Genomic DNA, 23802 nt, shown 5'->3' with positions numbered 1-23802 from the left:
TCGCCATCGGGTCCGCTGTGCTAGCGGAAGGCCATGACCGATACCCTCACGATCCGCCGCCCCGACGACTGGCATCTGCACCTGCGCGATGGCGCTATGCTGCAGGCCGTCCTTCCCGAAACCGCGCGCCATTTTGGACGTGCGATCATCATGCCCAACCTTGTTCCGCCCGTTGTACGCGGAGATCAGGCCGCCGCCTATCGCGACCGTATCCTGGCCGCGCTGCCCGAAGGCATGACGTTTGAGCCGCTGATGACTCTGTACCTGACCGAGGATACAGACCCCGAGGACATGGCAGCGGCCCACGCCAGCGGTCTTGTCAAGGCGGTCAAGCTATACCCGGCGGGTGCCACGACGAACTCGGCCTCGGGCGTTCGCGATTTCGACAAGGTGCGCCCGGTGCTGGAAAAAATGGCCGAGATTGGCTTACCGATGTGCGTGCATGGTGAGGTCACGGATGCCGAGATCGACATCTTCGACCGCGAAGCCGTGTTCATCGACCGCGTGCTGGATCCGATCCGCAGGGCAACGCCCGGCCTGCGCGTCGTGATGGAGCATATCACCACCTCGAACGGCGTCGATTACGTCAAAGCCAATGACGCCGACCTTGGCGCGACGATCACCGCGCATCACCTGATCATCAACCGCAACCACATTCTGGTCGGCGGGATCAAACCCCATTACTATTGCCTGCCCGTCGCCAAACGCGAGGAACACCGGCTGGCGCTTCTGGCCGCTGCGACCTCGGGCGACGCGCGGTACTTCCTGGGCACCGACAGTGCGCCGCATACGGATGACAACAAGGAAATGGCTTGCGGCTGTGCCGGGTGTTTCACTGCGACCAACACGATGTCACTGGTGGCCGAGATGTTCGACCGCGAAGGCGCATTGGACAAGCTGGAAGGGTTCGTGTCGCTGAACGGACCGGGTTTCTATCGCCTGCCGGTCAACGACGAGACCATCACAATGACAAAGGGCGAACCGGTTGAGTATCCCGCCAAGATCGAATCCGGCGATGGCCCGGTGACGGTTTTTGATCCGGGCTTCCCGCTTCACTGGCGCGTGGTTTAACCCGCCAGCATCTTTGACAAATCGCGGGCGCGGCCTCCGGTTCGCAGCATCGACCAGATCGCGTCCGCCGCATCACTCCCGATCAGCTTGGCCGCCTTGCCGCGTACGCGATCCTCTCGATCTGACAACGGCATCGGGGTCAGCAGATCATGCGTGGCCTCCATCCGGGCGCCGTCACGGCGCAGCAGCGTCAGATGCGCCTGCGTTTCTGACAGGGTTTCGTCTGCCTCAACGGCGACGCGGTCCCGCAAGGACGTCAGCCGCGGATCAGCGCAGACCTTTTCCGAATAACTAGCGGGCAAGGCCGTATCGTACCCAAGCGCCTGCATCGCGATCACGGTACGGAATGAGAATTTGGCACCCAGACCAGTTGTCGGCGAGGTTTGATTGCAAACGCTCATCCAGCGCGGGTGGGTCTTGACCTTGATCTCAGCCACTTCAGGCTCGGCAATGTCCAGATCCCGTGCTGCTTCAAGCGCGGCATGCAGACCGTGACAACAGGCATGAAACTTGTGACTGACGCTTTCGAACAGCCAATCCTCTCCTAAACCATCCAGAGCCGTCGCCGTATCCGCCTGCCCGTTATGGGTTGCACCAAAGCCATAAACGCCTTCCAGTGCCTCTGCATTGGGATCAAATCCTCCCGCCACAAGCAACGCAGCCTCGACCCCTGCAGAGGCCGCGAGACCAGCGTTGTACGGTTTGCCCATTGTGCCAAACTGCGATTTCAAACCGGCGGCGCGAGTCGCCGTCAGGCCCAGAACTTTTTGCATCTGCACCGCATCAAAGCCCAATATGCGCCCTGCAGCCACAGCTGCACCAAATGCCCCGGATGTCGCAGTCTGGTGAAAGCCCACCTGATAGTGGTCGCGCCCGAGCCAGAGCCCGATGCGGATTGAGGTTTCCATCCCGACCAGAGCCGCCTCAAGGAAATCGACCAGAATGCGATCATCCCATTCACTTGCCGCCAATGCAGCAGGCAGCACGGCAACCGATGGATGGCCGATATGGGCGAAATGCGTGTCGTCGTAGTCCAACGCGTGTGAGGCCGTGCCGTTCACCAAGGCCGCTCCGCGAAGTGGCGCAGCGCCTCCGCCGAACAACCGCGCCTGTTCTGCACCACCTTCGCCCAGAACCAGATCACGCACGGCGCGCGACACGGGCTCATCCACACCCGCGCGCCCGACGGCGATCCAGTCCAAAACGGAGAGAGATGTGACAACCCGCGTCTGCAAGGTCGTCGTGATGGGGCCCGCCGCAAAGGCTGCCAGAGATGCGGTAAAGTCTGTCATGGCCGCAGTCTAGCGACCACCGACGGGTGGTAAAGGACTAGCTGTACAAGTCCTTTGCACGGGTTTCAAAAGCCTGCACAATCCGGTGCATGGCTTCGTTGAACACCACACCAATAATCCCCTGCAGGATGGCATTCTTAAACTCGAAATCCACATGGAATGAGATGTTGCAGCCGCCATCGTCTGCGTCTTCGAACTGCCAATCGGACTTCATGTATTTGAAGGGGCCGTCCAGGTATTCGGTGTCGATGCGTTTTTGATCAGCAAACAAGGTCACCCGGCTGCCGAACCGTTCGCGGAAAACCTTGAACGAGATCACCAGATCGGCCTCCATCACCTGCGCCTCGCCCGCTGCATAGGTCCGCCGAATACGGGCGGCCGCACACCATGGAAGGAACTCGGGGTACTTGGCCACATCGGCGACCAGCTCGTACATCTGCTGGGCAGTGTAAGGGAGGTGACGTGTTTCCGAATGTGTAGGCATGGCGTCCGGTTTTACAGGTGACAATGGCGCGTCATGTCGTATGTTGCGCGCCAAAGATCAAGGGGGCTGCGATGACTGACCGCGCTTATGTGATAGATGAGATGATCTCGGCCAAGGCCATCGCTGCAAGGATCGAGGAATTATGCCGGGAAATTACCGCTGAATTTGGGGATACGGACAAGCTGGTTGTCGTAGGCCTATTGCGCGGCAGCTTTGTCTTTATCGCTGATTTGGTAAGGGAATTGGACCTGCCGATCGAAGTCGATTTCCTTGAGGCGTCCTCGTACGGCGATTCGATGGAAAGTAGCCGCGAGGTGCGTATTCTCAAGGACTTGCGTGGCGCTATTGAAGGGCGCGATGTTCTGGTCGTCGAGGATATCGTCGACACCGGGCACACCCTGAATCACGTCACCAAGTTACTTCGCAGCCGCAAACCCAGCCGCCTGAAATCAATCGCCTTGCTAGACAAGCCCAGTCGGCGCGAAGTTGACTTCCGCTCGGACTGGATCGGTTTTGAGATTCCGGATGAATTTGTCGTGGGCTACGGGATCGACTACGCGCAGCGCAACCGAAACCTGCCCTTCATCGGCAAGGTTCGCTTTGTTGAAGGCTGAGCAGATCCAAAACGATCCCAGATTCCTATGGTCAAAGTGGCTACACGACTTTGAATTCACCAAATGGAATATTATTGGACAATGTACCCAATACCGGATTACCCTCCGATTAACTCGGGAGGTCTATACTAATGAAAGTATTGTCTATTGGGCTTCTGGCGGCTTGCGCAGTCGCCGCAACGGTTGGTCTTGCAGACGCAAAAGACAACAAGGGCAAGGGTAAAGGTCCAGACAAGTCGAAAATCGAAAAGTCGATAAAAACCAACAAAGGCGTTGGTGTACCGCCTGGACAGATAAAGCGTTACACGCGAGGGCAGAAACTCCCAAACGATCTGGCGTTCGACTATATTGACAACTTGGATGGCTGGAAATTGAAGCCCCTGCCCGCAGGTCAGCGATATATTCGCGTGAATGACGAAATCTTGTCGATATCCGATGACACTAGGACAGTCATTGATGCCGTCGGAATAGTAAGCGATCTCGCAAACTGAAGTTTCAGCCAGTAAGAGATCGAATTGCGGCAACAAAGACATCCACTCCTACCGGGATCAACGCGTCCGGGAAATCGTAATCGGGGTTATGCAGTTGCGGATGGTCGCGCCCGGAACCCAGCCAGAACATAGCCGCTTTTGCACCCTTGCCGAACTGACCAAAGTCTTCTGAGAATTTTTGCGGAACCTCGGTCAATTCGCATGGCACCGCGCGTTCAGCGCATGCTGTAACGATGGCTTGGACGGCCTGTTCATCGTTCGTGCAGGCTTCGAAGACATCGTCATAGCTGACGGAAATATCCAAGCCATCCATGGCTGCGGCCTGTTTTGCCAACGTTTCGGCCTCGGCGATCAGGCTTTCCATCCGCGCATCGGACACGGTTCTCAGCGTTACCCAAATCTCAGCTTGGCCCGGCGCGACGCCAAATGTAGGCTCGCCCAAACGGGCATGGGTCACGGTGGTCAGCGCAAATTCGGCATCCAACGCTCCGCCTGATCCCAGATCAGTCAGCTGTACCATCAGCTGTGAGATGGCCCGCGCCGGGGACACCCCGTCCTGCGGTGCCGCTGCATGCGAAGTCTTGCCCGTTAGCTTTATCTTCATACCGCGCGAGGCACAGTTGGCTGGCCCCTTGCACAGCTCAACCGCACCAAGGTCCAACCCCGGCAGGTTGTGAAGCGAAAACACGTAGTCCGGCGCGATCTGATCGAACTGCGGGTCTGCACGAAAGGCAATCGCGCCCTGCCCGGTTTCCTCGGCCGGTTGAAAGATCAGAACGACCCGACCCTTTGCGGGCCGTTGCCGCGCCAGCTCTTCGGCCACGCCCAGCACCATTGTCATGTGGCCGTCGTGGCCGCAAAGATGCCCTTTGCCGGGCACCTTCGACACGTAGGGCTTCGAACTGAGCTCCTGGATCGGCAATCCGTCCAGTTCACACCGAATTCCCACAGTTGGCCCTGCGTGACCACTGTCAAAGACTGCGGCAACGCCGTGCCCGCCTAAACCGGTCAGAACCAGATCAGCGCCGTACCCTTGCAACAGCGTGGCCACGCGGGCAGCGGTTTCTCGCTCCTGCCCTGAGATTTCGGGGTATTCGTGCAGTTCGTGGCGCAGGCGGGTCAGTTGTGCGCAGGTTTCAGGTGTCACCCCTGCTCCAGCTTTTTCTGGCGCGCGTCGCGCAAACGGGCAAAATCATCCCCCGCGTGATAAGATGAACGGGTCAGAGGTGTCGCTGACACCATGAGGAACCCTTTGCCATAGGCGGCCTTTTCATACGATGCGAACTCTTCCGGGGTCACAAACCGGTCGACGCCGTGATGCTTTGGCGTGGGCTGCAGGTACTGACCGATAGTGAGAAAATCGATATCGGCAGCGCGCATGTCATCCATTACCTGACGCACCTGTTGTTCTTTCTCACCCAGCCCGACCATGATGCCGGATTTCGTGAAAATCGACGGATCGAGTTCCTTGACCCGCTGCAACAGCCGCAGCGAGTGGAAATAGCGCGCGCCTGGACGAACCTCAGGGTAAAGGCCCGGTACGGTCTCAAGATTGTGGTTGAACACGTCCGGTTTGGCCTCAACCACGGTCTCCAATACGGAGGGATCACATTTCAGGAAGTCCGGCGTCAGGATTTCGATGGTCGTCTTCGGCGACCGGTGCCGAACCGCTCGGATCGTCTGCGCGAAATGTTCCGCGCCGCCGTCCTTGAGGTCATCGCGGTCCACCGAGGTAATCACCACGTGGTTCAGACCCAGCTTCTGGACGGCATGCGCCACGCGCCCGGGCTCGAACGCGTCCAGTTCATCCGGGCGACCGGTGGCGATGTTGCAGAAGGTGCAGCCGCGGGTACAGATCTCGCCCATGATCATCATGGTGGCGTGGCCCTGGCTCCAACATTCGCCCACGTTGGGGCACCCGGCCTCTTCGCAGACAGTGACCAGATTGTTTTCACGCATGATCTTGTGGGTATCGGCATAGCCTTTCCCACCGGGCGCTTTGACGCGAATCCACTTTGGCTTTTTGGGCTGCGCGTTATCGGGACGATGCGCTTTTTCGGGGTGACGTTGTTCTGGGATCTTCAGATCACGCACGGCTGGCTTTCCTGACTTTGGGTCAATTTGCTTTGCTGTAACATAGTACGCCTGCGGCGACTATGCCAGCCGGTCATACCCGCCATGCATGGCCGCAATGCACGCGCAGCAAGTGTGGCCGGAAGATCTCTCATTTCACCCGGATAAATGTCTTTTTGTTAAACACTTGCCCACATATTGCAATTGCGGCATTTCTGACATTGAAGGCCATTTAGAACTGTTTTAGATCCCTCTCAATTCTAATTTGAATCACAGGAGCCTGTAGATGAAAACCGGCGCAAAACTGCCCTCTGTTACCTTCCACACCCGCGTTCGCGATGAAGCTATCGAGGGGTCGAATCCTTTCCGCTGGGAAGACAAAACCACTGCGGATTATTTTGCAGGCAAGCGCGTCATCCTGTTTTCGCTGCCGGGCGCATTCACGCCCACATGCTCGACCTACCAGCTGCCCGGGTTTGAAAACGGCTATGCCGATTTCACCGCTAAGGGCATCGACGAAATCTACTGCATGTCGGTGAACGACAGCTTTGTCATGAACAAATGGGCACAGGATCAAGGCCTGAAAAACGTCAAGGTCATTCCGGATGGCTCGGGCGAGTTCACTCGCAAGATGGGCATGCTGGTGGACAAGGACAATCTGGGCTTCGGCATGCGCTCGTGGCGCTATGCTGCTATCGTAAACGACGGCGTTGTAGAGGCATGGTTCGAAGAGCCCGGCCTGATGGACAACTGCCCCGAAGACCCATATGGCGTTTCGTCGCCAGAAACACTGATGAAGCACCTGGACGAAGCCAAGCAGCCTGAACTGGCTTAAGCCCATACTTTGTCAAAACAGTTTAGGCTCGCCACTGGCGAGCCTTTTTTATTGGCGTGTCGCGGTCACGATTTCTTCGCCGACGCGTCGGATAACTTCCGCCAGACTATCAAACCAGCCCTCTCTGCCAGTCGATAACCGCCGCACCAGACCCACCGTTCGGGCCGGTTGCGGCGCACCAAATCGCATGAGCTTAAGCCCCGGGACGGCCTCGGTTTCTGACCGCGCGGCAAGTTCAGGCATAAGCGTCAGGCCGAACCCGTCAGCAACCAACCGCGACAGAGTCGCCAACGACGATGCGCCCATATTAATCAACCCGCTGCTGCGGTCCTGCCCGCAAACCTCCAACGCCTGATCCGTCAGGCAGTGACCGTCATCCAGCAACATCAATTGCGCTTTTTGCAGATCAATAGGGCGCAATGCTTCCGGATTGGTTGGAACAGTTTGCAGCCGCCCTGCACTGCCCGCCAGAAAAAAGCGATCTTCAAAGAGCGGCAGTTCGAACATCTCGCTTCCGCCTGACGGCAGGGCCATGACGCCGGCATCGATCTCTCCGGCGCGCAGCATGGTCAGCAACCGTTCAGTCCGGGCCTCGCGGATCTGGACCCTGAGTGAGACGTCAGTCGTGCGCAAACCGGCCAAAACACCGGACAGCAGATAAGGGGCAATTGTCGGAATGATCCCGATCGACAAAGACCGGTGTCCGCTGGAGCTGTCCTTTGCGAATTGATCCAGCCGATCCGCCGCGCCCAGAACCTGCTGCGCATAGTCCAGAACATCCCGACCCAACGGGGTTAGCAGAATGTCACGCGCCTGCCGTTCGAACAGCGGCCCACCCAAAGTTTCCTCGAGCGACTTGATTTGAACGGACAGCGCAGGCTGAGACACATGGCACACCTGCGCGGCCCGGCCAAAATTGCGTTGGTCAGCGACCGCGCTGAAATACTGAAGCTGTCTGAGGGTGAAGTTCATAGGCATTACCTATCACCACCGCCACAAAGCTCAACCAGAAACTATGACAAACCTCACCCGATCAAACGCGTTTTTTCGGCCTGATCTTCATAGTGCCGCTTAAGACGCTGCAGAGCGATGCGCAGAACGATTTTTCCAGATCGCGCCGACCAGCCCATGCGTTTCTCGGCCAGTTCCAACCCTTCCAGATAACAGCAGCAGCGCAGCGCCACATCGCTGAGCCCTGGTCCAAGGTCAGACAGTGCTCGTTCCACCCGTGCCCGCGCATCAGACGACCCCTGCCACGCATGAATTCCGGCACCAAAACTGCCACGCCCCCCAGCGGTCAGAAAGTGATCCCAGTTCTGCGTGACCTGAGGGCCAATCTGCGCCAGCTCAAAATCCTCACGCAGGCGCTCTCCCGCGCTGACAAGGGTTTCGTCCAGGAATGGCTTGCCATCCCGATCCCGTCGGCGTGCCAGGGCGATCAAAGGGCTTTCGGCTGCGCTGTAGCGAATGCGCCGAGCACGGGGTGAGGACGTGGTTTTGCTGCCCTGCGCCTGAAAAGGCGTTTGCGCTTCGGCCATGCCGAATTCGTTTCTCGCACGCGCCTTGTTCTCGGCCTCGGCAATCAGTTGGCTCAGTGCAGTGCGCCCCGAAGACGAGATACGATAGCGCGAGATGCGTCCGGGATTGCCACAGGAGATCCAGTCCTTTAGCGCCAACGCCTGCGCGATCCGGCAATCCACAACGGCCGTTCTGGTAGCTGCATTGTCACCGCTGTCACGGACGACCACGGCCTTGTCCATCTCTTCCGCTACCGCCAGTACCGCGCCGGTTTCGCACAATCTGCGCAGGATCCGCAGAGCCTCGCGGTTGAACTCTTCATCCTTGGCCGCTGCGTCCTCTGGCTGCAGGCCCAACGCTTCAGAAGCGGCCCTAGATTGCCCTTCGAGATCCGAGAAATGAGTTTCCGCAAGCGATTGCAGCGCGGCATCCACAAGCGGGTCGTCGCGACGCATTTCGATGCGCCGAATTTGTCTGAGTATGGTTGACGCGTGGCACCCAACAGACCGCGCGATGTCGCGGATCGACTGGCCGGTTTCGGTGTGCGCCAGGTATCTTTGCGCCCCCTCAGGTACCCAAGCCGGAATGGTGAAAGCCACGTTATCTTCCATAGTTACTTGCCCTCGTCGACAATCCAATCTGTTCTCAATCGCCCCCGGAGAATTTGTTAACCAATCCTAACTAGAGTTGCTTTCGTTACTCGTTCGTTAACCGGAGGAGACAAGAACCAGATTTGATTCAAAATCATAAACACTCATGAAGTCAGAGTTCGGAGAGAGCCCAAACAAGGCAACACCCGCTTAGGTTGTGTGAGAAATACGTATCTTCTGTTCAACCAAGGGAACACTGAAATGCAGGACCTGATGACCATGATTACAACGCTCCGCCGCCCTCGTCTGTTGGCCCGGGCCGCGAAACACGGAGCGCAGGATTATGATCGGGAACGGCACCTACAGCGTATCCTGGGGTACGGGTCCTTGCCGGGAACGGGTGCAGCCTTGGTACGGCTAATGGAAATGGAACGAGAGGTTAACGCCCAAAGACAGGCCGAAGATGCCGCCTATTCTCTGGTTCGCCATCTGGATCTGTTGATCGCGCTTTTGGGCGAGGCGCAACTGTTCAAAGCCAGCCGCGCCTCGCAGTATCAGTGATCAGGTGAAGGCATCCGGCATGGATGCTTTCTTCTCCGCAATATACTCATTCAACGCAGCGTTGATTGCCGGGTCGAGTTGCGGTTGCTGATAGTTGGCCAGCAAATGTTCGACCCGCGCCGAGGCGAGTTGCCGCGTATCGCGCGCGCCTTCGTCTTCCCAGGTCTCGTAGGGTTTGTAGTCCAGCAGATCGGATTTCCAGAAGGCCTCTTTGAAGTTCGCCTGCGTATGGGCGCATCCAAGATAGTGACCACCGGGTCCTACCTCGCGGATCGCGTCCATGGCCTGCGCGTTCTCGTCATAAGCCACGCCTTTTGCCAGACCGTGCAGAACGCCCAGTTGATCCGCGTCCATGACGAATTTTTCGAAGTCGGCGACCAGACCGCCTTCCAACCAGCCGCAGGAATGCAGCATGAAGTTCACACCAGCCATCAGACCCATGTTCAGCGAGTTCGCAGTCTCGTACGCTGCCTGCGCATCCGGCAGTTTCGAGCCACAGAACGACCCCGCAGACCGGTATGGCAGGTTCAGACGCCGTGCCAGTTGCCCTGCGCCATACGTGATGTGCGCGGCTTCTGGCGTTCCAAAAGTCGGCGCGCCCGAGTTCATGTCGATCGATGTGACAAACGCACCAAAAATCGCGGGTGCGCCCGGACGGATGATCTGGCTGTATGCGACCCCGGCCAGAACTTCGGCCAGAACCTGTGTCAGCGTACCGGCAACCGAAACCGGTGCCATCGCTCCGCCCACGATGAACGGCGAAATGATGCAGGCCTGGTTATTGCGCGCATAGACCTCGAGCGAGCCCATCATCACATCGTCGAAGGTCATCGGCGAGTTGATGTTGGTCAGCGAGGTCATGACGGTGTTGTCCTGCACGAACTCTTTGCCGAACAGAATCTCGCACATTTCGACCGAATCCTGCGCACGGGCCGGGTCAGTCACCGAGCCCATGAATGGCTTGTCCGATAGGGTCATGTGCGCCATCAGCATATCAAGGTGACGCTTGTTCACCGGAATATCCGTCGGCTCGCACACGGTACCGCCCGAGTGGTGCAGCCACTTGGACATATAGGCCAGTTTCACGAACTTGTTGAAATCGTCCATGGTCGCATAGCGACGACCAGCCTGTGCATCCCGAACGAACGGAGGGCCATAGACCGGGGCCAGAACCATGTTGCGGCCGCCGATGACCACCGATTTCTCGGGGTTGCGGGCGTGCTGGGTGAACTGGCTGGGTGCTGTCTTGATCAGCTCGCGAGCCAGACCACGCGGGATGCGGACACGCTCGCCGTCCACGTCGGCACCGGCGTCTTTCCAGCGCTGCAACGCGCCGGGATTGTCGACGAAGTTAACACCGACTTCGGCCAGAATGGTTTCCGCGTTGGTTTCGATGATCTCCAACGCCTCTTCGTTAAGAATCTCGAAGTTCGGAATATTCCGTTCGATATACTTCGCGGTTTCGATACGAACTGCGGTGCGTTCGGCCCGGCGAGCGGCGCCACCGCCACCTCGTGCCCTGCGCCGGGTATTTGCCTCTGCCATGAGAAGATCCCGTCTGGTTGATTTGATTGATCAACTTTGTATAGCAGCCTTAACTGCCTCAGCATCAGGATTGCGGCGCTCTGGGGGAAAAAGCGACATTGACGGTCGTCGCAAACACCAGATCAGCCAGTACTGCTTCAAGCCTCGGATACAACATCCCACTCGACACTTTCGATGCTCGGTTCGAGCATAAGCGGAGCAACGATTTTGTGCTGCACGGCTTCAGGCTGATCCTCCATGGAAACAATGATTTCAATCGTTTGGATCCCGTTAGAGGTATCGCTCTTATCGAACCCGACGATCCGCACGTCATTCTGTGCAAGCGCTTTAAGTACCGACATGCGCGCGTCTGCCTGCGTATTTTCGTGACAGCGCAACAAAATTCGAAACTCCTGCGTCAACGGAACACCGGCTCGAGTCGTGCGTTTGAGCCATTTTACGAGTGGTCTTAAACCGAGATTCACAAAGATAACGAACCCGGTCATCATAACGGCAAAGTACCAAGCTCCAGCGCCTGCCATCATTCCCACTGCAGCCGAACACCAAAGCGTCGCGGCGGTATTCAGCCCATGGATCGTAAATCCGTTGCGAAAAATGATCCCTGCCCCAAGGAAGCCAATTCCTGATACCACTTGCGCAGCGACCCGCGTGGGACTTACTTCTTCTGGAAAAAGCGCCGAAAATACAACAAACGCCCCCGCACTTAGTGCAACCAATGCGTTCGTCCTTAGACCCGCCATACGCTGGCGAACCTGCCTTTCCGACCCAATCAATGCGCCGCAGAACATTGCGAGTGCCAAATTCAAAGCCGCAATTTCAATAGCAATTGGCATCGCGTTTTTCCCGTCTTCTTAGTGTCTTCGCGCCGCGGCACCTGGACCGTCATATTTTTGTTACAAAACTTTTACAATTGGTTTTTTTTGTTTGCCTCGCTTCGACAGTGATTCAAGAGCTTCCTCTTGCGAAAGCACCAGTCTTGCCATATGGCGCAACCATGACCCAAGACACCCATGACCGCCTTCTGATCATCGACTTCGGCAGCCAGGTTACGCAGCTTATTGCCCGCCGCCTGCGCGAGTTGAATGTCTATTGCGAAATCCACCCCTATCAGAACGTCACGATGGATTTCGTTCGGGAAATGGCTCCAAAAGCCGTGATTTTCTCGGGCGGGCCAGACAGTGTGACGCGCGAAGGGTCGCCTCGTGCGCCGCGAGAGATCTTTGACTACGGCGTGCCGATCTTGGGCATCTGCTACGGCCAACAGGTGATGATGCACCAGTTGGGCGGCAAGGTTGAAAGCGGGCATGGCACGGCGGAATTCGGGCGCGCGTTTGTAACACCGAAGGAACAGCTGGACATTCTGGACGGCTGGTTCGCGGATGGGGACGAGCAGGTCTGGATGAGCCACGGCGATCACGTCAGTGAAATCGCCCCCGGATTCAACGTTTACGGCACCTCGCCCAACGCGCCTTTCGCGATTACGGCGGATACCAACCGTCAATTCTATGCGGTTCAGTTCCACCCCGAGGTGCACCACACCCCCAAGGGCGCAAAGCTGTATGAGAATTTCGTCAAGCTGGCAGGGTTCAAGGGCGACTGGACCATGGGCGCCTATCGCGACGAGATGATACGCAAGATCCGCGAGCAAGTCGGCGACAAGAAAGTCATCTGCGGGCTTTCCGGCGGTGTAGACAGCTCGGTCGCGGCTATTCTAATCCACGAGGCGATCGGCGATCAGCTGACATGCGTCTTTGTCGACCACGGATTGCTGCGTAAGAACGAAGCCGAAGAAGTCGTCGGAATGTTCCGCGACAACTACAACATTCAACTGATCCACGCGGATGAAAGCAATCTGTTCTTGGGCGAGCTAGAGGGACAGAGCGACCCCGAGACCAAGCGCAAGATAATTGGTAAACTGTTCATTGACGTGTTCCAGAAACACGCCGACACTATCGATGGCGCTGAATTCTTGGCACAGGGCACTCTGTATCCGGATGTCATCGAATCCGTTTCGTTCTCGGGCGGCCCATCGGTCACGATCAAGTCGCACCACAATGTCGGCGGTCTGCCCGAAAAGATGGGCCTGAAACTGGTCGAACCCCTGCGTGAATTGTTCAAGGACGAAGTCCGCGCCTTGGGTCGCGAACTGGGTCTTCCGCAGAGCTTTATTGGCCGTCACCCCTTCCCCGGCCCCGGCCTCGCGATCCGCTGCCCAGGTGAAATCACCCGGGAGAAACTCGACATCCTGCGTGAAGCGGATGCAGTTTATATCGACCAGATCCGAAAGCACGGTCTCTATGATGAGATTTGGCAGGCGTTTGTGGCTATCCTGCCCGTACGTACTGTCGGCGTGATGGGTGACGGGCGCACCTACGACTACGCCTGCGCCCTGCGTGCGGTCACATCCGTGGATGGCATGACCGCGGACTACTATCCGTTCAGCCACGAATTCCTGGGTGAAACCGCGACCCGGATCATCAATGAGGTCAAGGGTATTAACCGATGCACCTATGACATCACGTCCAAACCACCCGGAACGATCGAGTGGGAATGAAAAAAAGCCGGGCATCGTCCCGGCTTTTTTGTTTTCAAACCTGTGAATTTCGATACTTATCAGGTTGATACGAAACGGGATTGATGGGCACCGCAGTGGACAGCGCGAAACCACAGATTGGCAAGGCCGCGCTCTGGATGACCGGGGCGATTGCCTCGTTTTCCTCCATGGCGGTCGCTGGACGCGAGTTGAGCGTTACCCATGACACGTTCGAGATCATGTTCTATCGCAGCCTCGTGGGTATCTGCGTCGTCGCTCTGGTCCTGACGGCAACAGGGAAATGGCATCAGGTCTCGACCAAACGGATTGGCCTGCACGGCGTTCGCAACGTGCTGCACTTCACTGGCCAGAACCTCTGGTTTTATGCCGTAAGTGTCATCCCGCTGGCGCAAGTTTTTGCGTTGGAGTTCACACAGCCCATCTGGGTCATCCTACTGTCGCCCTTGCTGTTGAAAGAGCGTCTGACAACCGTACGCATGGTGTCGGCGTTGATTGGTTTTGCGGGCATCCTGATGGTCGCGCGCCCCGGTGCCGTACCCCTCAGCGCTGGTGTGTTAACGGCCGCCCTGTCCGCCGTTTTCTTTGCTTTGACAACCATATCGACCAAATCCCTTACCCGCTTTGCCACCATCGGATGCATCATGTTCTGGCTCACGGTCATGCAAGCCGCTTTGGGGCTGATTGCGTCAGGGATAGACGGTCAGATCACGCTACCTTCGGCCAGCACCGCTCCGTTCTTGCTGCTGGTGGGGCTGGCCGGGCTTTTGGCGCATTACTGCATTACCAATGCGCTCGCCATTGCGCCGGCAACGGTTGTGGTCCCCTTCGACTTTGCCCGCCTTCCGACCATCGCGGTGGTAGGCATGGTTTTGTATCACGAACCCTTGGATCAATGGACGCTGCTGGGTGCTGCCGTGATCTTCTCGGGTATCTTTTTGAACGTCCACGCCGAGAATCGTAACAGTTTGGCAACACTCTCGGGCGACACTCGACGCAAGTAACGCACGGTCACCAGTTGACGATAAAGTAAAGCTTAGAAAAGTATCGAGCACCACATTACAGGTCGGTCCGCACCACAACATTTCAGGCACTGACCTTCAGGAGACCTAGAGGGAGGAAATAATGAAAAAAGCGCTTCTACAGGCGTGCGCGGTGTGCATTGGCGCAACTGGGGCATACGCTGGCGGTCTGGACCGTAGTGGCCAGGGCGTCAACATCCTGTTCGAGGAAGGTTCTGTTGTACAGTTCCGTTTCAGCTACACAAACCCCAGCGTCAGCGGTGAGCAAAACGGTGTTCCGTCAGGGAACGTCGCCAACAGCTTCTTCACCCCGCACCTGGCATATAAACATGCGTTCACAGACCAGCTGGATTTTGCGCTGATCTATGACGAGCCGTTTGGTGCCGATGTTCGCTATCCGTCGAACTATCCGCTGTCGCGGAACCCGGCTGCAGCGGCTGGTGGACGCACGGACGTACTGCGCGCGAAGGCTGACGTTGATGCGATCACTGCTCTGCTGCGCTACAAGTTTGATGGTGGATTCAGCGCTATCGGTGGTATCCGCGCTCAGCGCGCCGATGCGAACGTCGCTGTACCTGTCGTCGCCGGATATGAATTTGAATCCGGTGCCGAGATTGATTTTGGCTACGTTGTCGGTGTCGCATGGGAACGCCCGGAAATCGCGGCACGCGTTGCACTGACCTACAACTCGAAAATCACGCACAAGTTCGACTCGACCGAATCCATCAACCGCGTTCCGCCGATCCCGGCCGCGCTGGTAACTGCTCAGACTCAGACCGAAGTTGTAACACCCCAGTCGGTTAACCTCGACTTCCAGACAGGCGTTGCGCCCAACACACTGCTGTTCGGTTCGATCCGCTGGGTTGACTGGCCGCAGACCGTACTGGCCCCGCCGGTATATGTCGGCGCTGCGAACCAGAACCTGGTTGACTACGACGACGACACTTTCACCTACTCGCTGGGTGTGGGCTATAAGTTCTCGGAAGAGTTTTCGGGCGCAATCACTGCAGGCTACGAAACCTCCGGCGACACCACAGTTTCGAACCTGGGTCCGACTGATGGCTTCTGGAGCCTGGGCGTCGGCGGCACCTACTCGTTCGAGCAGGCACAGCTTTCGGGCGGTATCCGCTACACCGATATCGGCGACGCGACCACCACAACCGGTGGCCAGTTCTCGGGCAACTCGGCCTGGAGCGTCGGTCTGCAGCTGACTTACTTCCTGCAGTAAGCAGCACAGCTCAAGACTTTTGAAACCCCGCCATCACGGCGGGGTTTTTCTTTGCGCAGGTTTCGGGTCGAACACCACGCCAGAGAATGCAACAACACGCTATGGAAACGCAAAAACACCTTTCTCCAAGGGCTTGGGCTGAACTTCTGCTGCTGGGCCTGATCTGGGGCGCATCATTTATCTCGATCCGCGTCGCGCTGGACACGATTCCGGTAATGACCTCGGTCCTGCACCGGGTTTTCTGGGCAATGCTGGCGCTTTGGCTGGTGGTCTGGCTCAAACGCCTTAAAGTTCCACGCAGCCCCCGCATCTGGGGCGCGTTCCTGGTGATGGGACTTTTGAACAATGCCGTCCCGTTTTCCCTTATGGCCTGGGGGCAGCTTTACATCGAGACAGGCCTGACCTCGATCCTAAATGCCGCCACAGCGGTGTTCGGCGTGTTGATCGCAGCCATCTTTTTCAAGGACGAGCGCCTGACACCCGCGCGCGGAATCGGTGTGGGTTTGGGTTTTATAGGCGTGGCCATAGCAATCGGCCTGCAGAACTTCACCACATTCAACCTGCAAAGTGCTGCACAACTCGCGGTTTTGGCGGGCACCGTATCCTACGCCTTGGCCAGCGCTTGGGCGCGGGCCAATTTGTCGGGCCTGTCCCCGATTGTGGCCGCAGCCGGTATGCTGACCGCCTCGACCCTTCTGATGTTGCCGATCACGTTGATGATCGACGGCATCCCGTCCCTGAACCTGCCAGCGATCACCTGGGCAGCGATCGCCTACTACGCGCTGTTCGCGACCGCGGGCGCATATCTTTTGTACTACCGCGTTCTGGCGATGGCAGGGGCTGGCAACCTGATGCTGGTCACGCTCATCATCCCGCCAGTTGCAATCATCCTCGGTGCCGTCTTGCGTAATGAGGCCCTGCCGCCGCAAGCCTTCCTGGGATTTGCAGTGCTTGCCATAGGGCTGGTGATTCTAAACCGCGCCCGCCCACGTGATTGACGCCGCCCCCTGCCCGTTTTAGCTAGGTCACAAAAAGGGACAGCGGACGATGATCTACAGCTCGGCAAAAGACTGGCGCGATGCAGCGCGAAAAAAGGTGCTGTTTTTCGGCATGTCGGGGCTGGGCAAAACCTACGTATCCAATGTGCTGCGCGATTCCGGTGATTGGTTCCACTATTCGATCGATTATCGCATCGGCACCCGTTACATGGGCGAGTACATCATCGACAACGCCAAGGCAGAGGCGATGAAAGTCCCGTTCCTGCGCGAACTGCTGCTGACGGATTCGATCTATATCGGGTCAAACATCTCGTTCGAGAACCTGACACCGGTCGCCGCTTATCTGGGCAAACCCGGCAACCCGGAACTGGGTGGCCTAGACCTGGCCGAGTATCGTCGCAGACAGGAACAGTTCCGCCAGGCTGAAATCCATGCCCTACTAGATACCCAGTATTTCATCGACCGGGCGGAACGTCTGTATCAGTACCCGAACTTTATCTGTGATACCGGTGGATCGATCTGTGAATGGGTCGACCCCAATGACCCCGCTGATCACGTTCTTTCCGAATTGTCTCGCCAAACCCTGATGATCTGGATCAAGGGGGATGACGAACACACCGCAGAGCTGATCCGGCGCTTTGACAAGGCGCCAAAGCCGATGTCCTACCAACCCGAATTTCTGACCCGCGTCTGGGAGGAATACCTGGCCGAACACGACTGCGCCGCAGACGCGGTCGACCCGGATGCCTTCATCCGATGGACCTATGCGCGGGCGCTGGCGCATCGCCAACCTCGCTATGAAGCAATGGCTGAAAACTGGGGCGTGACCGTCACCGCCGAAGACATGCACAAGGTCCGGGACGCCTCTGATTTCGATGAGTTGATCGAACGCACCCTTGAGACGCGGACAAACCGCGCTTAATTACCGCCTCTACACTGAAACTCCAAAGGCTTGCACCTGATGCCGATCAAGATTCCTTCCGACCTTCCTGCATATGACGTTCTCACTAAAGAGGGCGTCATGGTCATGGCTGAGGATCAGGCGATGCGTCAGGACATCCGGCCTTTGCGGATCGGCCTGCTGAATCTGATGCCCAAGAAGATTCAGACCGAAAACCAGTTTGCACGTCTAATCGGAGCGACTCCGCTGCAGATTGACCTGTCTTTGATCCGCATGACCGAGCATCGCACCAAGAACACAGCTGCCGATCACATGGCCGAGTTCTATCAGCCCTTCCAGTATGTGAAGGATCAGAAATTCGACGGCCTGATCATCACCGGTGCGCCAATTGAGCACTTGGAATTCGATGACGTCACCTATTGGGACGAGATGACCGAAGTGTTCGAGTGGACCCAGACTAACGTTCATTCCACATTCGGCGTCTGCTGGGGTGGGATGGCGATGATCAACCATTTCCACGGCGTCCAAAAACACATGCTGGATGCCAAGGCGTTCGGGTGCTTCCGCCATCAGAATCAGGTCCCGGCGTCTCCGTTTTTGCGTGGGTTTTCTGACGATTGTGTGATTCCGGTCAGCCGCTGGACAGAGATGAAACAGGATGAGATCGACGCAGCGCATGGCCTGACCACATTGCTGGGCAGTGATGAGGTCGGCCCCTGTCTGGTCGAGGATTCCAAGCATCGCGCGATCTACATCTTCAATCACTTCGAATATGACAGCGATACGTTGAAGCAGGAATATGACCGCGACGTCGCCAATGGGACGCCGATCAATGTTCCGATGAACTACTACCCCGACGACGATCCTTCGCAGCCGCCGCAAAACCGGTGGCGCAGCCATGCGCACCTGCTTTATGGCAACTGGATCAACGAGATCTATCAGTCCACACCGTTCAACATGGATAACATTGGCCGTTAAAGTTCTCATAGCCCTCGGCCTGGTTGTGACGGGTCTGATCGTGCTGACCGCCTGGCGGGCCGCACAAAACGAAGCTGCGGCCGAGGCCAGTTTTCCGCCTGAGGGCGAGATCGTTGTGGTCGACGGCGTCGCAGTACACGCCGAGATCATGGGCGAAGGGCCGGATGTGGTTCTGATTCACGGGTCCAGCGGAAACACCCGCGACATGACATTTGCTCTGGCCCCGATCCTGGCAGAAAACTTCCGGGTGATCGTCTTTGATCGCCCGGGTCTAGGGTATAGCGACAGCTTCAATCCCACCGGGGAAACCATTGAAGAGCAAGCACTGATCCTACAAAAAGCTGCTGCGCAACTGGGCGCGGACAAGCCTATTGTGGCGGGTCAAAGCTATGGTGGGTCTGTGTCTTTGGCTTGGGCTGTGACGCGGCCCGAGAATATTTCGGCCTTGGTGCTCATCGCGCCTGCGGCGATCCCTTGGGAAACGCCTTTGGATGGGTTCAACAAGCTTGCGTCCACGCCAACCGGGAACGCGCTGGCCCTGCCGCTGATCACGGCTTTTGTACCTGAATGGTATGTCGAGCAGGCGCTGGATCGGGTCTTTGCCCCTCAGACTGCACCCGATGGCTATTCGGACCACTTCGGGCCTGGCCTGACCATGCGGCGCGCGTCAATGCACGCCAATGCCAAGCAGCGGGCAAACCTGTTGGACGAGGTCCGTGCCTTGCAACCCCGCTATGGTGAGATTTCTGTACCAACCGAGGTTGTCCATGGAACCGCAGACACGACAGTTAGCTTCGGTTGGCACGCGGAACAATTGGTCGAACAAATCCCCAACGCCGAACTGATCGAGCTTCCGGGCGTCGGCCATATGCCGCAGGTTGTTGCCGCCCCCGAAGTTGCCGCAGCAATCGAACGCGCGGCAGAACGAGCGGGTTTGCGTTAAACCTGCGGCTAATCCATAGTAGGAACTGGATTTTATCGCGAGGTAGATCATGACCCGTTCCGAAAAAGGTTCCATTGAAAAGTATTTTCGAAAAGAAGCGCCAAAAGAGGTGCGATCCGCCATCGAAAAGGCGGGTAAGGACGACATCCTGAACCCGTCCTATCCTTACGACGAACGCATGAAGCGTAAGGACTATGACCAAGAGATGGAATTGCTGCAGATCGAGCTGGTCAAAATGCAATCCTGGGTCAAAGAGACCGACCACCGCGTGGCAATCATCTTTGAAGGGCGTGACGCAGCCGGAAAAGGTGGTACGATCAAACGCTTTCGTGAAAACCTTAACCCGCGAGGCGCCCGCAATGTGGCACTAAGCAAACCGTCCGATACTGAACGCAGTCAGTGGTATTTCCAACGGTACATTCCACACCTGCCGGCTGCCGGTGAAATCGTGTTTTTCGACCGCAGTTGGTACAATCGCGGTGTCGTGGAAAACGTTTTCGGCTTTTGCGAAACAGATGAGCGTGAACGGTTTTTCCGTCAGGTCCTGCCGCTTGAAACCGGGCTTGTGAATGACGGGATCAAGCTGTTCAAGTTCTGGCTCAACGTCGGACGCGCGGAACAGTTGAACCGCTTTCTGGCACGTGAGACAGACCCGCTAAAGCAATGGAAACTCAGCCCAATCGATGTTGCAGGTCTTAGTAAGTGGGATGAGTACACGCAGTCCATCTCAGAGACTCTGACGCGCAGCCATTCGGATCACTGCCCGTGGACCATTGTTCGCTCGGACGACAAAAAGCGCGCCCGGCTTGCCGCCATTCGAACCGTCCTGCATGCGCTGGACTATGACGAAAAAGACAAAAAGGCGATTGGCAAGAACGACCCTCTGATCTGTGGTGGCCCCGAGATTTGGGAGGCGTGATGACATTTCCGTGCCCCATCCCTGCTGAGCATTGGACGAATGGTGCAGCGTGAATTATCTCTTGGCTCTCCAAGACTTAAACAAAAAAGGCTCGTGACACAGGCATGACCAAACGCGGGTATCACCACGGCAATCTCAAACAAGCCCTGATCGAGGCCGCGCTGTCGCTGATCGAAGCAAAGGGGCCGACCGGCTTTACTCTGTCCGAGGCTGCAAAAACCGCGGGTGTTACCCCAGCCGCGGTGTACCGCCATTTCCACGGCCGCAAGGATCTGATTGCCGAAGCGGCACGTCAGGGGTTCGAGATGTTCGCGGATCTGATGCAATACGCCTATGACAAGGGCCAGCCCTCGGCACTGGCAGCGTTCGAGGCAACGGGCCGCGCCTATCTGGCCTTTGCCCGAAAACATCCGGGGCACTACATCGCGATGTTCGAAAGCGGTATCTCGGTCAACCGCACGCCGGAACTGTCGCTGGCTGCGAACCGGGCGCGCAATGTGTTGGAAAAAGCCGCTGCGGATCTGTCGCAACATATTCCGCCGGAAAAACGCCCGCCTGCCTCGATGTTTAGCGCGCATATCTGGGCCATGAGCCACGGCGTGGTCGAGCTTTATGCACGAAACACTGGTGCAAGCTCGCCCTTCTCGCCAGAGGACTTGCTAGAGAGTGGAATCGGCATCTATCTGCGCGGGCTTGGCCTGGTCCCGCAGGACGAATGAGCGTTGGCTAAATTATCGGTCTGGGCGACGGCATGCTGAGCCCGGATGTGACGTTAATCAAATCCATTTCGCCCATGCCCTTGATATCGACAGGCCCCAGGTCCGACACCTGAAACTCGTCAATCAGAGAATACTTCATTTCTTCAGGGGCCACGATATTCATTGGGTTTGCAAAGACTTGCAGCCGAGAGGCAATGTTAACTGCCGGTCCAAACACGTCATAAACGTATTTCTGAATACCAACGACCGACCCCACGGCCGCCCCCATACCCAGACCCACGCGCGCCTGCCATTTGTGCGGATGGCTTTCGTTGCGCCGTTCCAGGTACCTCAAGAACCGGACCGCACAATGAGCCACCGCCGTGGCATGATCCGGAGTGGGATCAGGCATCCCTGAGACCGCCAGATAGGCGTCGCCTATGGTCTTGATCCGCTCGCACCCGAATTGTTCCACGATCCGGTCAAAGGCAGTGAAGATGTCATTGAGTTCGCTGAGCGTAACCGTCGGATCGGTTTTGGCCGCGAAATCCGTGAAACCAACAAAATCCAGCATCACAACCGAGACCTGATCAAATAGCTGTGGCGTCACGACGCCGAAGGTCTTGAACTCTTCGTACACGGCCCGCGGCATCAGGTTCAGCAACAGCCGCTCGACCCGTTCTTTTTCACGTTCCAACTCGCGCGTGTTGCGCTCGACCATGGTCGAGTAGCTGTCGATCATACTCTCCAGTTCGCGAATACGGGTGATGTTCTGGAACTCGACAACCAGCAGCTGTTCGGTAATCCCTTTTGCCAAAGACACCGCAACCGCAAAGATCAGCGTTCGGCGCTTGGGTTTGACCTGTAACTCGACCGAATAGCGCAGTCCTGACTGTTTAACGTCCTCAAGCTCTTTTGCGTCGAGGCCGGGAAAATAGTCCATCAGGGTCTGCTCATCGCTGGGCGCGCCGAACCACTCTGCAAACGGCCCGTTGTGAAACACAAAGGTCAAGTCCGAGGCACGCACAACCGCGACACCCACGCCAATCGCGCGCAGCAGTTGTTCGTTTATGGCCAGAATGCTCATGCGGCATCCCGTGTGACAATGATTGATCTTTTAGATTCAATGGCATCCAAGGCAACTTTGATATGCGCGTCTTCCATTCCGTGCATTGAAAGCGCTTCGCTGAACAGCGCCGCCATTTCATCAAAATCCTCGTGCGATATGTTCAGATGCCGATGCACCGCCTCAATCCTGTCGTCGCTAAAAGAGGCTGGCCCCCCTACCAGAGATGAGACAAATTTGGTTTGATGGTCGATCAGGCGCGGCATGTCTATGTCTTCGAAATGGCCGCCGATCTGTTCTGAGTCCAAGGCCATTTCATAGAATGTCATCACGACCCGACTGATCGTTTTGAACCCGCCATACCGTTCGTAAATCGTTTGCCCCACACCAAAACCCAAGCGTTACCCAGCACTAACGTCACAAGGTTATATCATATTGACAGTTTTGTTAACGCTTATGACGGAATCGCGCGCGGTTTCAGACCTGCAGATCCTCAGCGCAGGGGATAAAGCCGACAAATCCGCCGCTCTGCAGCAGACGTGTCTGTCCGCCCATACGCCAATACAGTTTGCGCTGCGCGGCCAACAATTCGCGCCGGATGCGAAACCACGCCGGCCCCTTGTCCAAACCGCTGTTGATCTTGCGGTCCTGCGACCGCTCGCTGACCTTCACCTCTTCGACCGTGTGATCCTGCTTTTTGGACCAGATCATCTGAACGCCGAAGGCAGGGAAACACTGATACATCTGCCAGTCAGGCCGTGGGATCGAAATGAAGTCATCTAGATGGTCCGAATAGCGTTCGGACCAGGTCAAAAGTTTGCGGCACCCATCGAGGGACAGCACATATGCAGCGGCGCTAGGGGCCATTTCCAGCATAGGACGGGCGGGCACGCCTGCAATGTTTGTCTCGGCTCCAAAACGGAGTGGTCGTGGAGAATAGTCCAGCTTAACCATGTCATAGGCCCCGGCATCAGCCAGCAAACCCGAAATAGCCGCCCCCGCCTGCGCGGACATTTCGACGTCATCTTCAAAGACCGCCACGGCCTGCAAATTTTGATCCACAGCCGCCTTCCAAACGGAACGGTGGCTTTCGAAACAGGCGATCTCACTTGTTTTAAGCCCCCAACGGCTGCCGGTTCCGGGGACATAGCCATTACCGATCAGCGCGTCGGGATTCTGCGCGTCGATCGCGCTGAACCGAGTGGCGCTCGTCAATCCGCAGTGGGCAAACTGCGCCTCCATGAAGGCTCGGCGTGCCGGGACCCGATCCAGGTTGATGTAACAAGCACCGGTATCTGCTGGCAGTTCGTAACGTCCCAAAGCGTTTCCTTTCAAGCGGCCTCGCCAGATACACACCGCTGATGCTTGCAATCAACCCCGCGCATGATCGACGGGTATTTGCGATTTCCTATCCAACTGTAGGT

At 57.2% G+C, this 23802-nt stretch carries 25 protein-coding genes; 14 read left to right on the top strand and 11 right to left on the bottom strand.

The features are described 5' to 3' along the window. Positions 1 to 33 precede the first annotated feature (33 nt). Positions 34 to 1071 (top strand): dihydroorotase, encoded by a 1038-nt coding sequence (pyrC, locus tag ACR0MV_RS01440; protein WP_170425349.1) that lies wholly within the window; start codon positions 34 to 36, stop codon positions 1069 to 1071. Here the strand turns inward: pyrC and ACR0MV_RS01435 are convergent. Next, positions 1068 to 2363: an MmgE/PrpD family protein gene (locus ACR0MV_RS01435; RefSeq protein ID WP_480700767.1), complete on the bottom strand. Its 1296-nt coding sequence runs from the start codon at positions 2361 to 2363 to the stop codon at positions 1068 to 1070. The two genes, pyrC and ACR0MV_RS01435, sit on opposite strands and share 4 nt — an antisense overlap. A gap of 37 nt (positions 2364 to 2400) precedes the next feature. Then, positions 2401 to 2847 (bottom strand): type II toxin-antitoxin system RatA family toxin, encoded by a 447-nt coding sequence (locus ACR0MV_RS01430; RefSeq protein WP_170425355.1) that lies wholly within the window; start codon positions 2845 to 2847, stop codon positions 2401 to 2403. 71 nt (positions 2848 to 2918) lie between these two features. Between ACR0MV_RS01430 and hpt the strand changes: the two genes are divergently transcribed. Together hpt and ACR0MV_RS01420 are read left to right on the top strand one after the other, a co-directional pair. Beyond that, complete coding sequence (gene hpt, locus ACR0MV_RS01425) at positions 2919 to 3461, top strand: hypoxanthine phosphoribosyltransferase (protein ID WP_170425365.1); 543 nt, start codon at positions 2919 to 2921, stop codon at positions 3459 to 3461. Positions 3462 to 3592: 131 nt separating this feature from the next. Continuing rightward, positions 3593 to 3952 carry a hypothetical protein gene (locus ACR0MV_RS01420; protein WP_170425368.1) on the top strand — a complete coding sequence of 120 codons (360 nt, stop codon included), beginning with the start codon at positions 3593 to 3595 and terminating at the stop codon, positions 3950 to 3952. Between the two features lie 4 nt (positions 3953 to 3956). Here the strand turns inward: ACR0MV_RS01420 and ACR0MV_RS01415 are convergent, their stop codons facing one another. Beyond that, positions 3957 to 5099 carry an amidohydrolase gene (locus ACR0MV_RS01415; protein WP_480700766.1) on the bottom strand — a complete coding sequence of 381 codons (1143 nt, stop codon included), beginning with the start codon at positions 5097 to 5099 and terminating at the stop codon, positions 3957 to 3959. Further along, positions 5096 to 6046 carry a lipoyl synthase gene (gene lipA / locus ACR0MV_RS01410; protein ID WP_170425374.1) on the bottom strand — a complete coding sequence of 317 codons (951 nt, stop codon included), beginning with the start codon at positions 6044 to 6046 and terminating at the stop codon, positions 5096 to 5098. Before lipA ends, ACR0MV_RS01415 begins: the two co-directional genes overlap by 4 nt. Before the next feature lie 265 nt (positions 6047 to 6311). Between lipA and ACR0MV_RS01405 the strand changes: the two genes are divergently transcribed. Then, positions 6312 to 6860: a peroxiredoxin gene (locus ACR0MV_RS01405; RefSeq protein WP_170425377.1), complete on the top strand. Its 549-nt coding sequence runs from the start codon at positions 6312 to 6314 to the stop codon at positions 6858 to 6860. A 48-nt stretch (positions 6861 to 6908) separates the two neighbouring features. Here ACR0MV_RS01405 and ACR0MV_RS01400 read toward each other — a convergent pair whose 3' ends face one another. Next, complete coding sequence (locus ACR0MV_RS01400; RefSeq protein ID WP_480700765.1) at positions 6909 to 7832, bottom strand: hydrogen peroxide-inducible genes activator; 924 nt, start codon at positions 7830 to 7832, stop codon at positions 6909 to 6911. 53 nt (positions 7833 to 7885) lie between these two features. Next, positions 7886 to 8989 (bottom strand): DUF6456 domain-containing protein, encoded by a 1104-nt coding sequence (locus tag ACR0MV_RS01395; protein WP_480700764.1) that lies wholly within the window; start codon positions 8987 to 8989, stop codon positions 7886 to 7888. A gap of 240 nt (positions 8990 to 9229) precedes the next feature. Here ACR0MV_RS01395 and ACR0MV_RS01390 point away from each other — a divergent pair, with 240 nt between their 5' ends. After that, positions 9230 to 9529 (top strand): DUF6477 family protein, encoded by a 300-nt coding sequence (locus ACR0MV_RS01390; protein WP_480700763.1) that lies wholly within the window; start codon positions 9230 to 9232, stop codon positions 9527 to 9529. On the opposite strand, the gene ACR0MV_RS01385 is transcribed toward ACR0MV_RS01390, so the two are convergent. Beyond that, positions 9530 to 11074 carry a trimethylamine methyltransferase family protein gene (locus ACR0MV_RS01385; protein ID WP_480700762.1) on the bottom strand — a complete coding sequence of 515 codons (1545 nt, stop codon included), beginning with the start codon at positions 11072 to 11074 and terminating at the stop codon, positions 9530 to 9532. It abuts the gene before it with no gap. A gap of 137 nt (positions 11075 to 11211) precedes the next feature. Next, on the bottom strand, positions 11212 to 11907 hold the full coding sequence (locus ACR0MV_RS01380) for an MgtC/SapB family protein (protein ID WP_480700761.1): 696 nt from the start codon (positions 11905 to 11907) through the stop codon (positions 11212 to 11214). Between the two features lie 161 nt (positions 11908 to 12068). On the opposite strand from ACR0MV_RS01380, the gene guaA reads away from it, so the two are divergent. The 9 genes from guaA to ACR0MV_RS01335 all read left to right on the top strand — a co-directional run bounded on the left by guaA (position 12069) and on the right by ACR0MV_RS01335 (position 21333). Next, on the top strand, positions 12069 to 13628 hold the full coding sequence (gene guaA / locus ACR0MV_RS01375) for a glutamine-hydrolyzing GMP synthase (RefSeq protein WP_480700760.1): 1560 nt from the start codon (positions 12069 to 12071) through the stop codon (positions 13626 to 13628). An 83-nt stretch (positions 13629 to 13711) separates the two neighbouring features. Then, positions 13712 to 14629 (top strand): DMT family transporter, encoded by a 918-nt coding sequence (locus tag ACR0MV_RS01370; RefSeq protein WP_480700759.1) that lies wholly within the window; start codon positions 13712 to 13714, stop codon positions 14627 to 14629. A gap of 121 nt (positions 14630 to 14750) precedes the next feature. Further along, positions 14751 to 15875: an OmpP1/FadL family transporter gene (locus ACR0MV_RS01365; RefSeq protein ID WP_475203584.1), complete on the top strand. Its 1125-nt coding sequence runs from the start codon at positions 14751 to 14753 to the stop codon at positions 15873 to 15875. A gap of 101 nt (positions 15876 to 15976) precedes the next feature. After that, positions 15977 to 16873, top strand: coding sequence for a DMT family transporter (locus ACR0MV_RS01360; protein ID WP_480700758.1), 897 nt, complete (start codon positions 15977 to 15979; stop codon positions 16871 to 16873). Between the two features lie 49 nt (positions 16874 to 16922). Then, positions 16923 to 17795, top strand: a complete 873-nt coding sequence (locus ACR0MV_RS01355; RefSeq protein WP_480700757.1) for an ATPase — start codon at positions 16923 to 16925, stop codon at positions 17793 to 17795. Between the two features lie 39 nt (positions 17796 to 17834). Then, a complete protein-coding gene (gene metA, locus ACR0MV_RS01350) occupies positions 17835 to 18752 on the top strand; it encodes a homoserine O-acetyltransferase MetA (protein ID WP_170425408.1) in 918 nt (305 codons plus the stop codon). Beyond that, on the top strand, positions 18742 to 19695 hold the full coding sequence (locus tag ACR0MV_RS01345; protein ID WP_254445769.1) for an alpha/beta fold hydrolase: 954 nt from the start codon (positions 18742 to 18744) through the stop codon (positions 19693 to 19695). The genes metA and ACR0MV_RS01345 overlap by 11 nt, the downstream gene beginning before the upstream one ends. Before the next feature lie 49 nt (positions 19696 to 19744). After that, positions 19745 to 20614 carry a polyphosphate kinase 2 gene (gene ppk2, locus ACR0MV_RS01340; RefSeq protein WP_480700756.1) on the top strand — a complete coding sequence of 290 codons (870 nt, stop codon included), beginning with the start codon at positions 19745 to 19747 and terminating at the stop codon, positions 20612 to 20614. A gap of 104 nt (positions 20615 to 20718) precedes the next feature. Next, complete coding sequence (locus ACR0MV_RS01335; protein WP_480700755.1) at positions 20719 to 21333, top strand: TetR/AcrR family transcriptional regulator; 615 nt, start codon at positions 20719 to 20721, stop codon at positions 21331 to 21333. Between the two features lie 7 nt (positions 21334 to 21340). Here the strand turns inward: ACR0MV_RS01335 and ACR0MV_RS01330 are convergent, their stop codons facing one another. The 3 genes from ACR0MV_RS01330 to ACR0MV_RS01320 all read right to left on the bottom strand — a co-directional run bounded on the left by ACR0MV_RS01330 (position 21341) and on the right by ACR0MV_RS01320 (position 23698). Further along, the gene (locus ACR0MV_RS01330; protein WP_480700754.1) at positions 21341 to 22399 is read right to left on the bottom strand and encodes an adenylate/guanylate cyclase domain-containing protein; all 1059 of its coding nucleotides are present in this window, start codon (positions 22397 to 22399) and stop codon (positions 21341 to 21343) included. Then, a complete protein-coding gene (locus ACR0MV_RS01325; protein ID WP_170425423.1) occupies positions 22396 to 22764 on the bottom strand; it encodes a group I truncated hemoglobin in 369 nt (122 codons plus the stop codon). Before ACR0MV_RS01325 ends, ACR0MV_RS01330 begins: the two co-directional genes overlap by 4 nt. 91 nt (positions 22765 to 22855) lie before the next feature. Continuing rightward, on the bottom strand, positions 22856 to 23698 hold the full coding sequence (locus ACR0MV_RS01320; RefSeq protein ID WP_480700753.1) for a glycosyltransferase family 25 protein: 843 nt from the start codon (positions 23696 to 23698) through the stop codon (positions 22856 to 22858). Between the last annotated feature and the right edge of the window lie 104 nt (positions 23699 to 23802).

Source organism: Ruegeria sp. BC3 (assembly GCF_056539265.1).
Note: the sequence above shows the minus strand (reverse complement) of the source record. Positions and strands in the feature narration are given on the sequence as shown.

What these genes read in the sequence shown, in the direction of transcription:
- pyrC (WP_170425349.1), top strand. Translation starts at nt 34, where the DNA reads ATGACCGATACCCTCACGATCCGCCGCCCCGACGACTGGCATCTGCAC.
- ACR0MV_RS01435 (WP_480700767.1), bottom strand. Translation starts at nt 2,363, where the DNA reads ATGACAGACTTTACCGCATCTCTGGCAGCCTTTGCGGCGGGCCCCATC.
- ACR0MV_RS01430 (WP_170425355.1), bottom strand. Translation starts at nt 2,847, where the DNA reads ATGCCTACACATTCGGAAACACGTCACCTCCCTTACACTGCCCAGCAG.
- hpt (WP_170425365.1), top strand. Translation starts at nt 2,919, where the DNA reads ATGACTGACCGCGCTTATGTGATAGATGAGATGATCTCGGCCAAGGCC.
- ACR0MV_RS01420 (WP_170425368.1), top strand. Translation starts at nt 3,593, where the DNA reads ATGAAAGTATTGTCTATTGGGCTTCTGGCGGCTTGCGCAGTCGCCGCA.
- ACR0MV_RS01405 (WP_170425377.1), top strand. Translation starts at nt 6,312, where the DNA reads ATGAAAACCGGCGCAAAACTGCCCTCTGTTACCTTCCACACCCGCGTT.
- ACR0MV_RS01400 (WP_480700765.1), bottom strand. Translation starts at nt 7,832, where the DNA reads ATGAACTTCACCCTCAGACAGCTTCAGTATTTCAGCGCGGTCGCTGAC.
- ACR0MV_RS01395 (WP_480700764.1), bottom strand. Translation starts at nt 8,989, where the DNA reads ATGGAAGATAACGTGGCTTTCACCATTCCGGCTTGGGTACCTGAGGGG.
- ACR0MV_RS01390 (WP_480700763.1), top strand. Translation starts at nt 9,230, where the DNA reads ATGCAGGACCTGATGACCATGATTACAACGCTCCGCCGCCCTCGTCTG.
- ACR0MV_RS01385 (WP_480700762.1), bottom strand. Translation starts at nt 11,074, where the DNA reads ATGGCAGAGGCAAATACCCGGCGCAGGGCACGAGGTGGCGGTGGCGCC.
- ACR0MV_RS01380 (WP_480700761.1), bottom strand. Translation starts at nt 11,907, where the DNA reads ATGCCAATTGCTATTGAAATTGCGGCTTTGAATTTGGCACTCGCAATG.
- guaA (WP_480700760.1), top strand. Translation starts at nt 12,069, where the DNA reads ATGACCCAAGACACCCATGACCGCCTTCTGATCATCGACTTCGGCAGC.
- ACR0MV_RS01370 (WP_480700759.1), top strand. Translation starts at nt 13,712, where the DNA reads ATGGGCACCGCAGTGGACAGCGCGAAACCACAGATTGGCAAGGCCGCG.
- ACR0MV_RS01365 (WP_475203584.1), top strand. Translation starts at nt 14,751, where the DNA reads ATGAAAAAAGCGCTTCTACAGGCGTGCGCGGTGTGCATTGGCGCAACT.
- ACR0MV_RS01360 (WP_480700758.1), top strand. Translation starts at nt 15,977, where the DNA reads ATGGAAACGCAAAAACACCTTTCTCCAAGGGCTTGGGCTGAACTTCTG.
- ACR0MV_RS01355 (WP_480700757.1), top strand. Translation starts at nt 16,923, where the DNA reads ATGATCTACAGCTCGGCAAAAGACTGGCGCGATGCAGCGCGAAAAAAG.
- metA (WP_170425408.1), top strand. Translation starts at nt 17,835, where the DNA reads ATGCCGATCAAGATTCCTTCCGACCTTCCTGCATATGACGTTCTCACT.
- ppk2 (WP_480700756.1), top strand. Translation starts at nt 19,745, where the DNA reads ATGACCCGTTCCGAAAAAGGTTCCATTGAAAAGTATTTTCGAAAAGAA.
- ACR0MV_RS01335 (WP_480700755.1), top strand. Translation starts at nt 20,719, where the DNA reads ATGACCAAACGCGGGTATCACCACGGCAATCTCAAACAAGCCCTGATC.
- ACR0MV_RS01330 (WP_480700754.1), bottom strand. Translation starts at nt 22,399, where the DNA reads ATGAGCATTCTGGCCATAAACGAACAACTGCTGCGCGCGATTGGCGTG.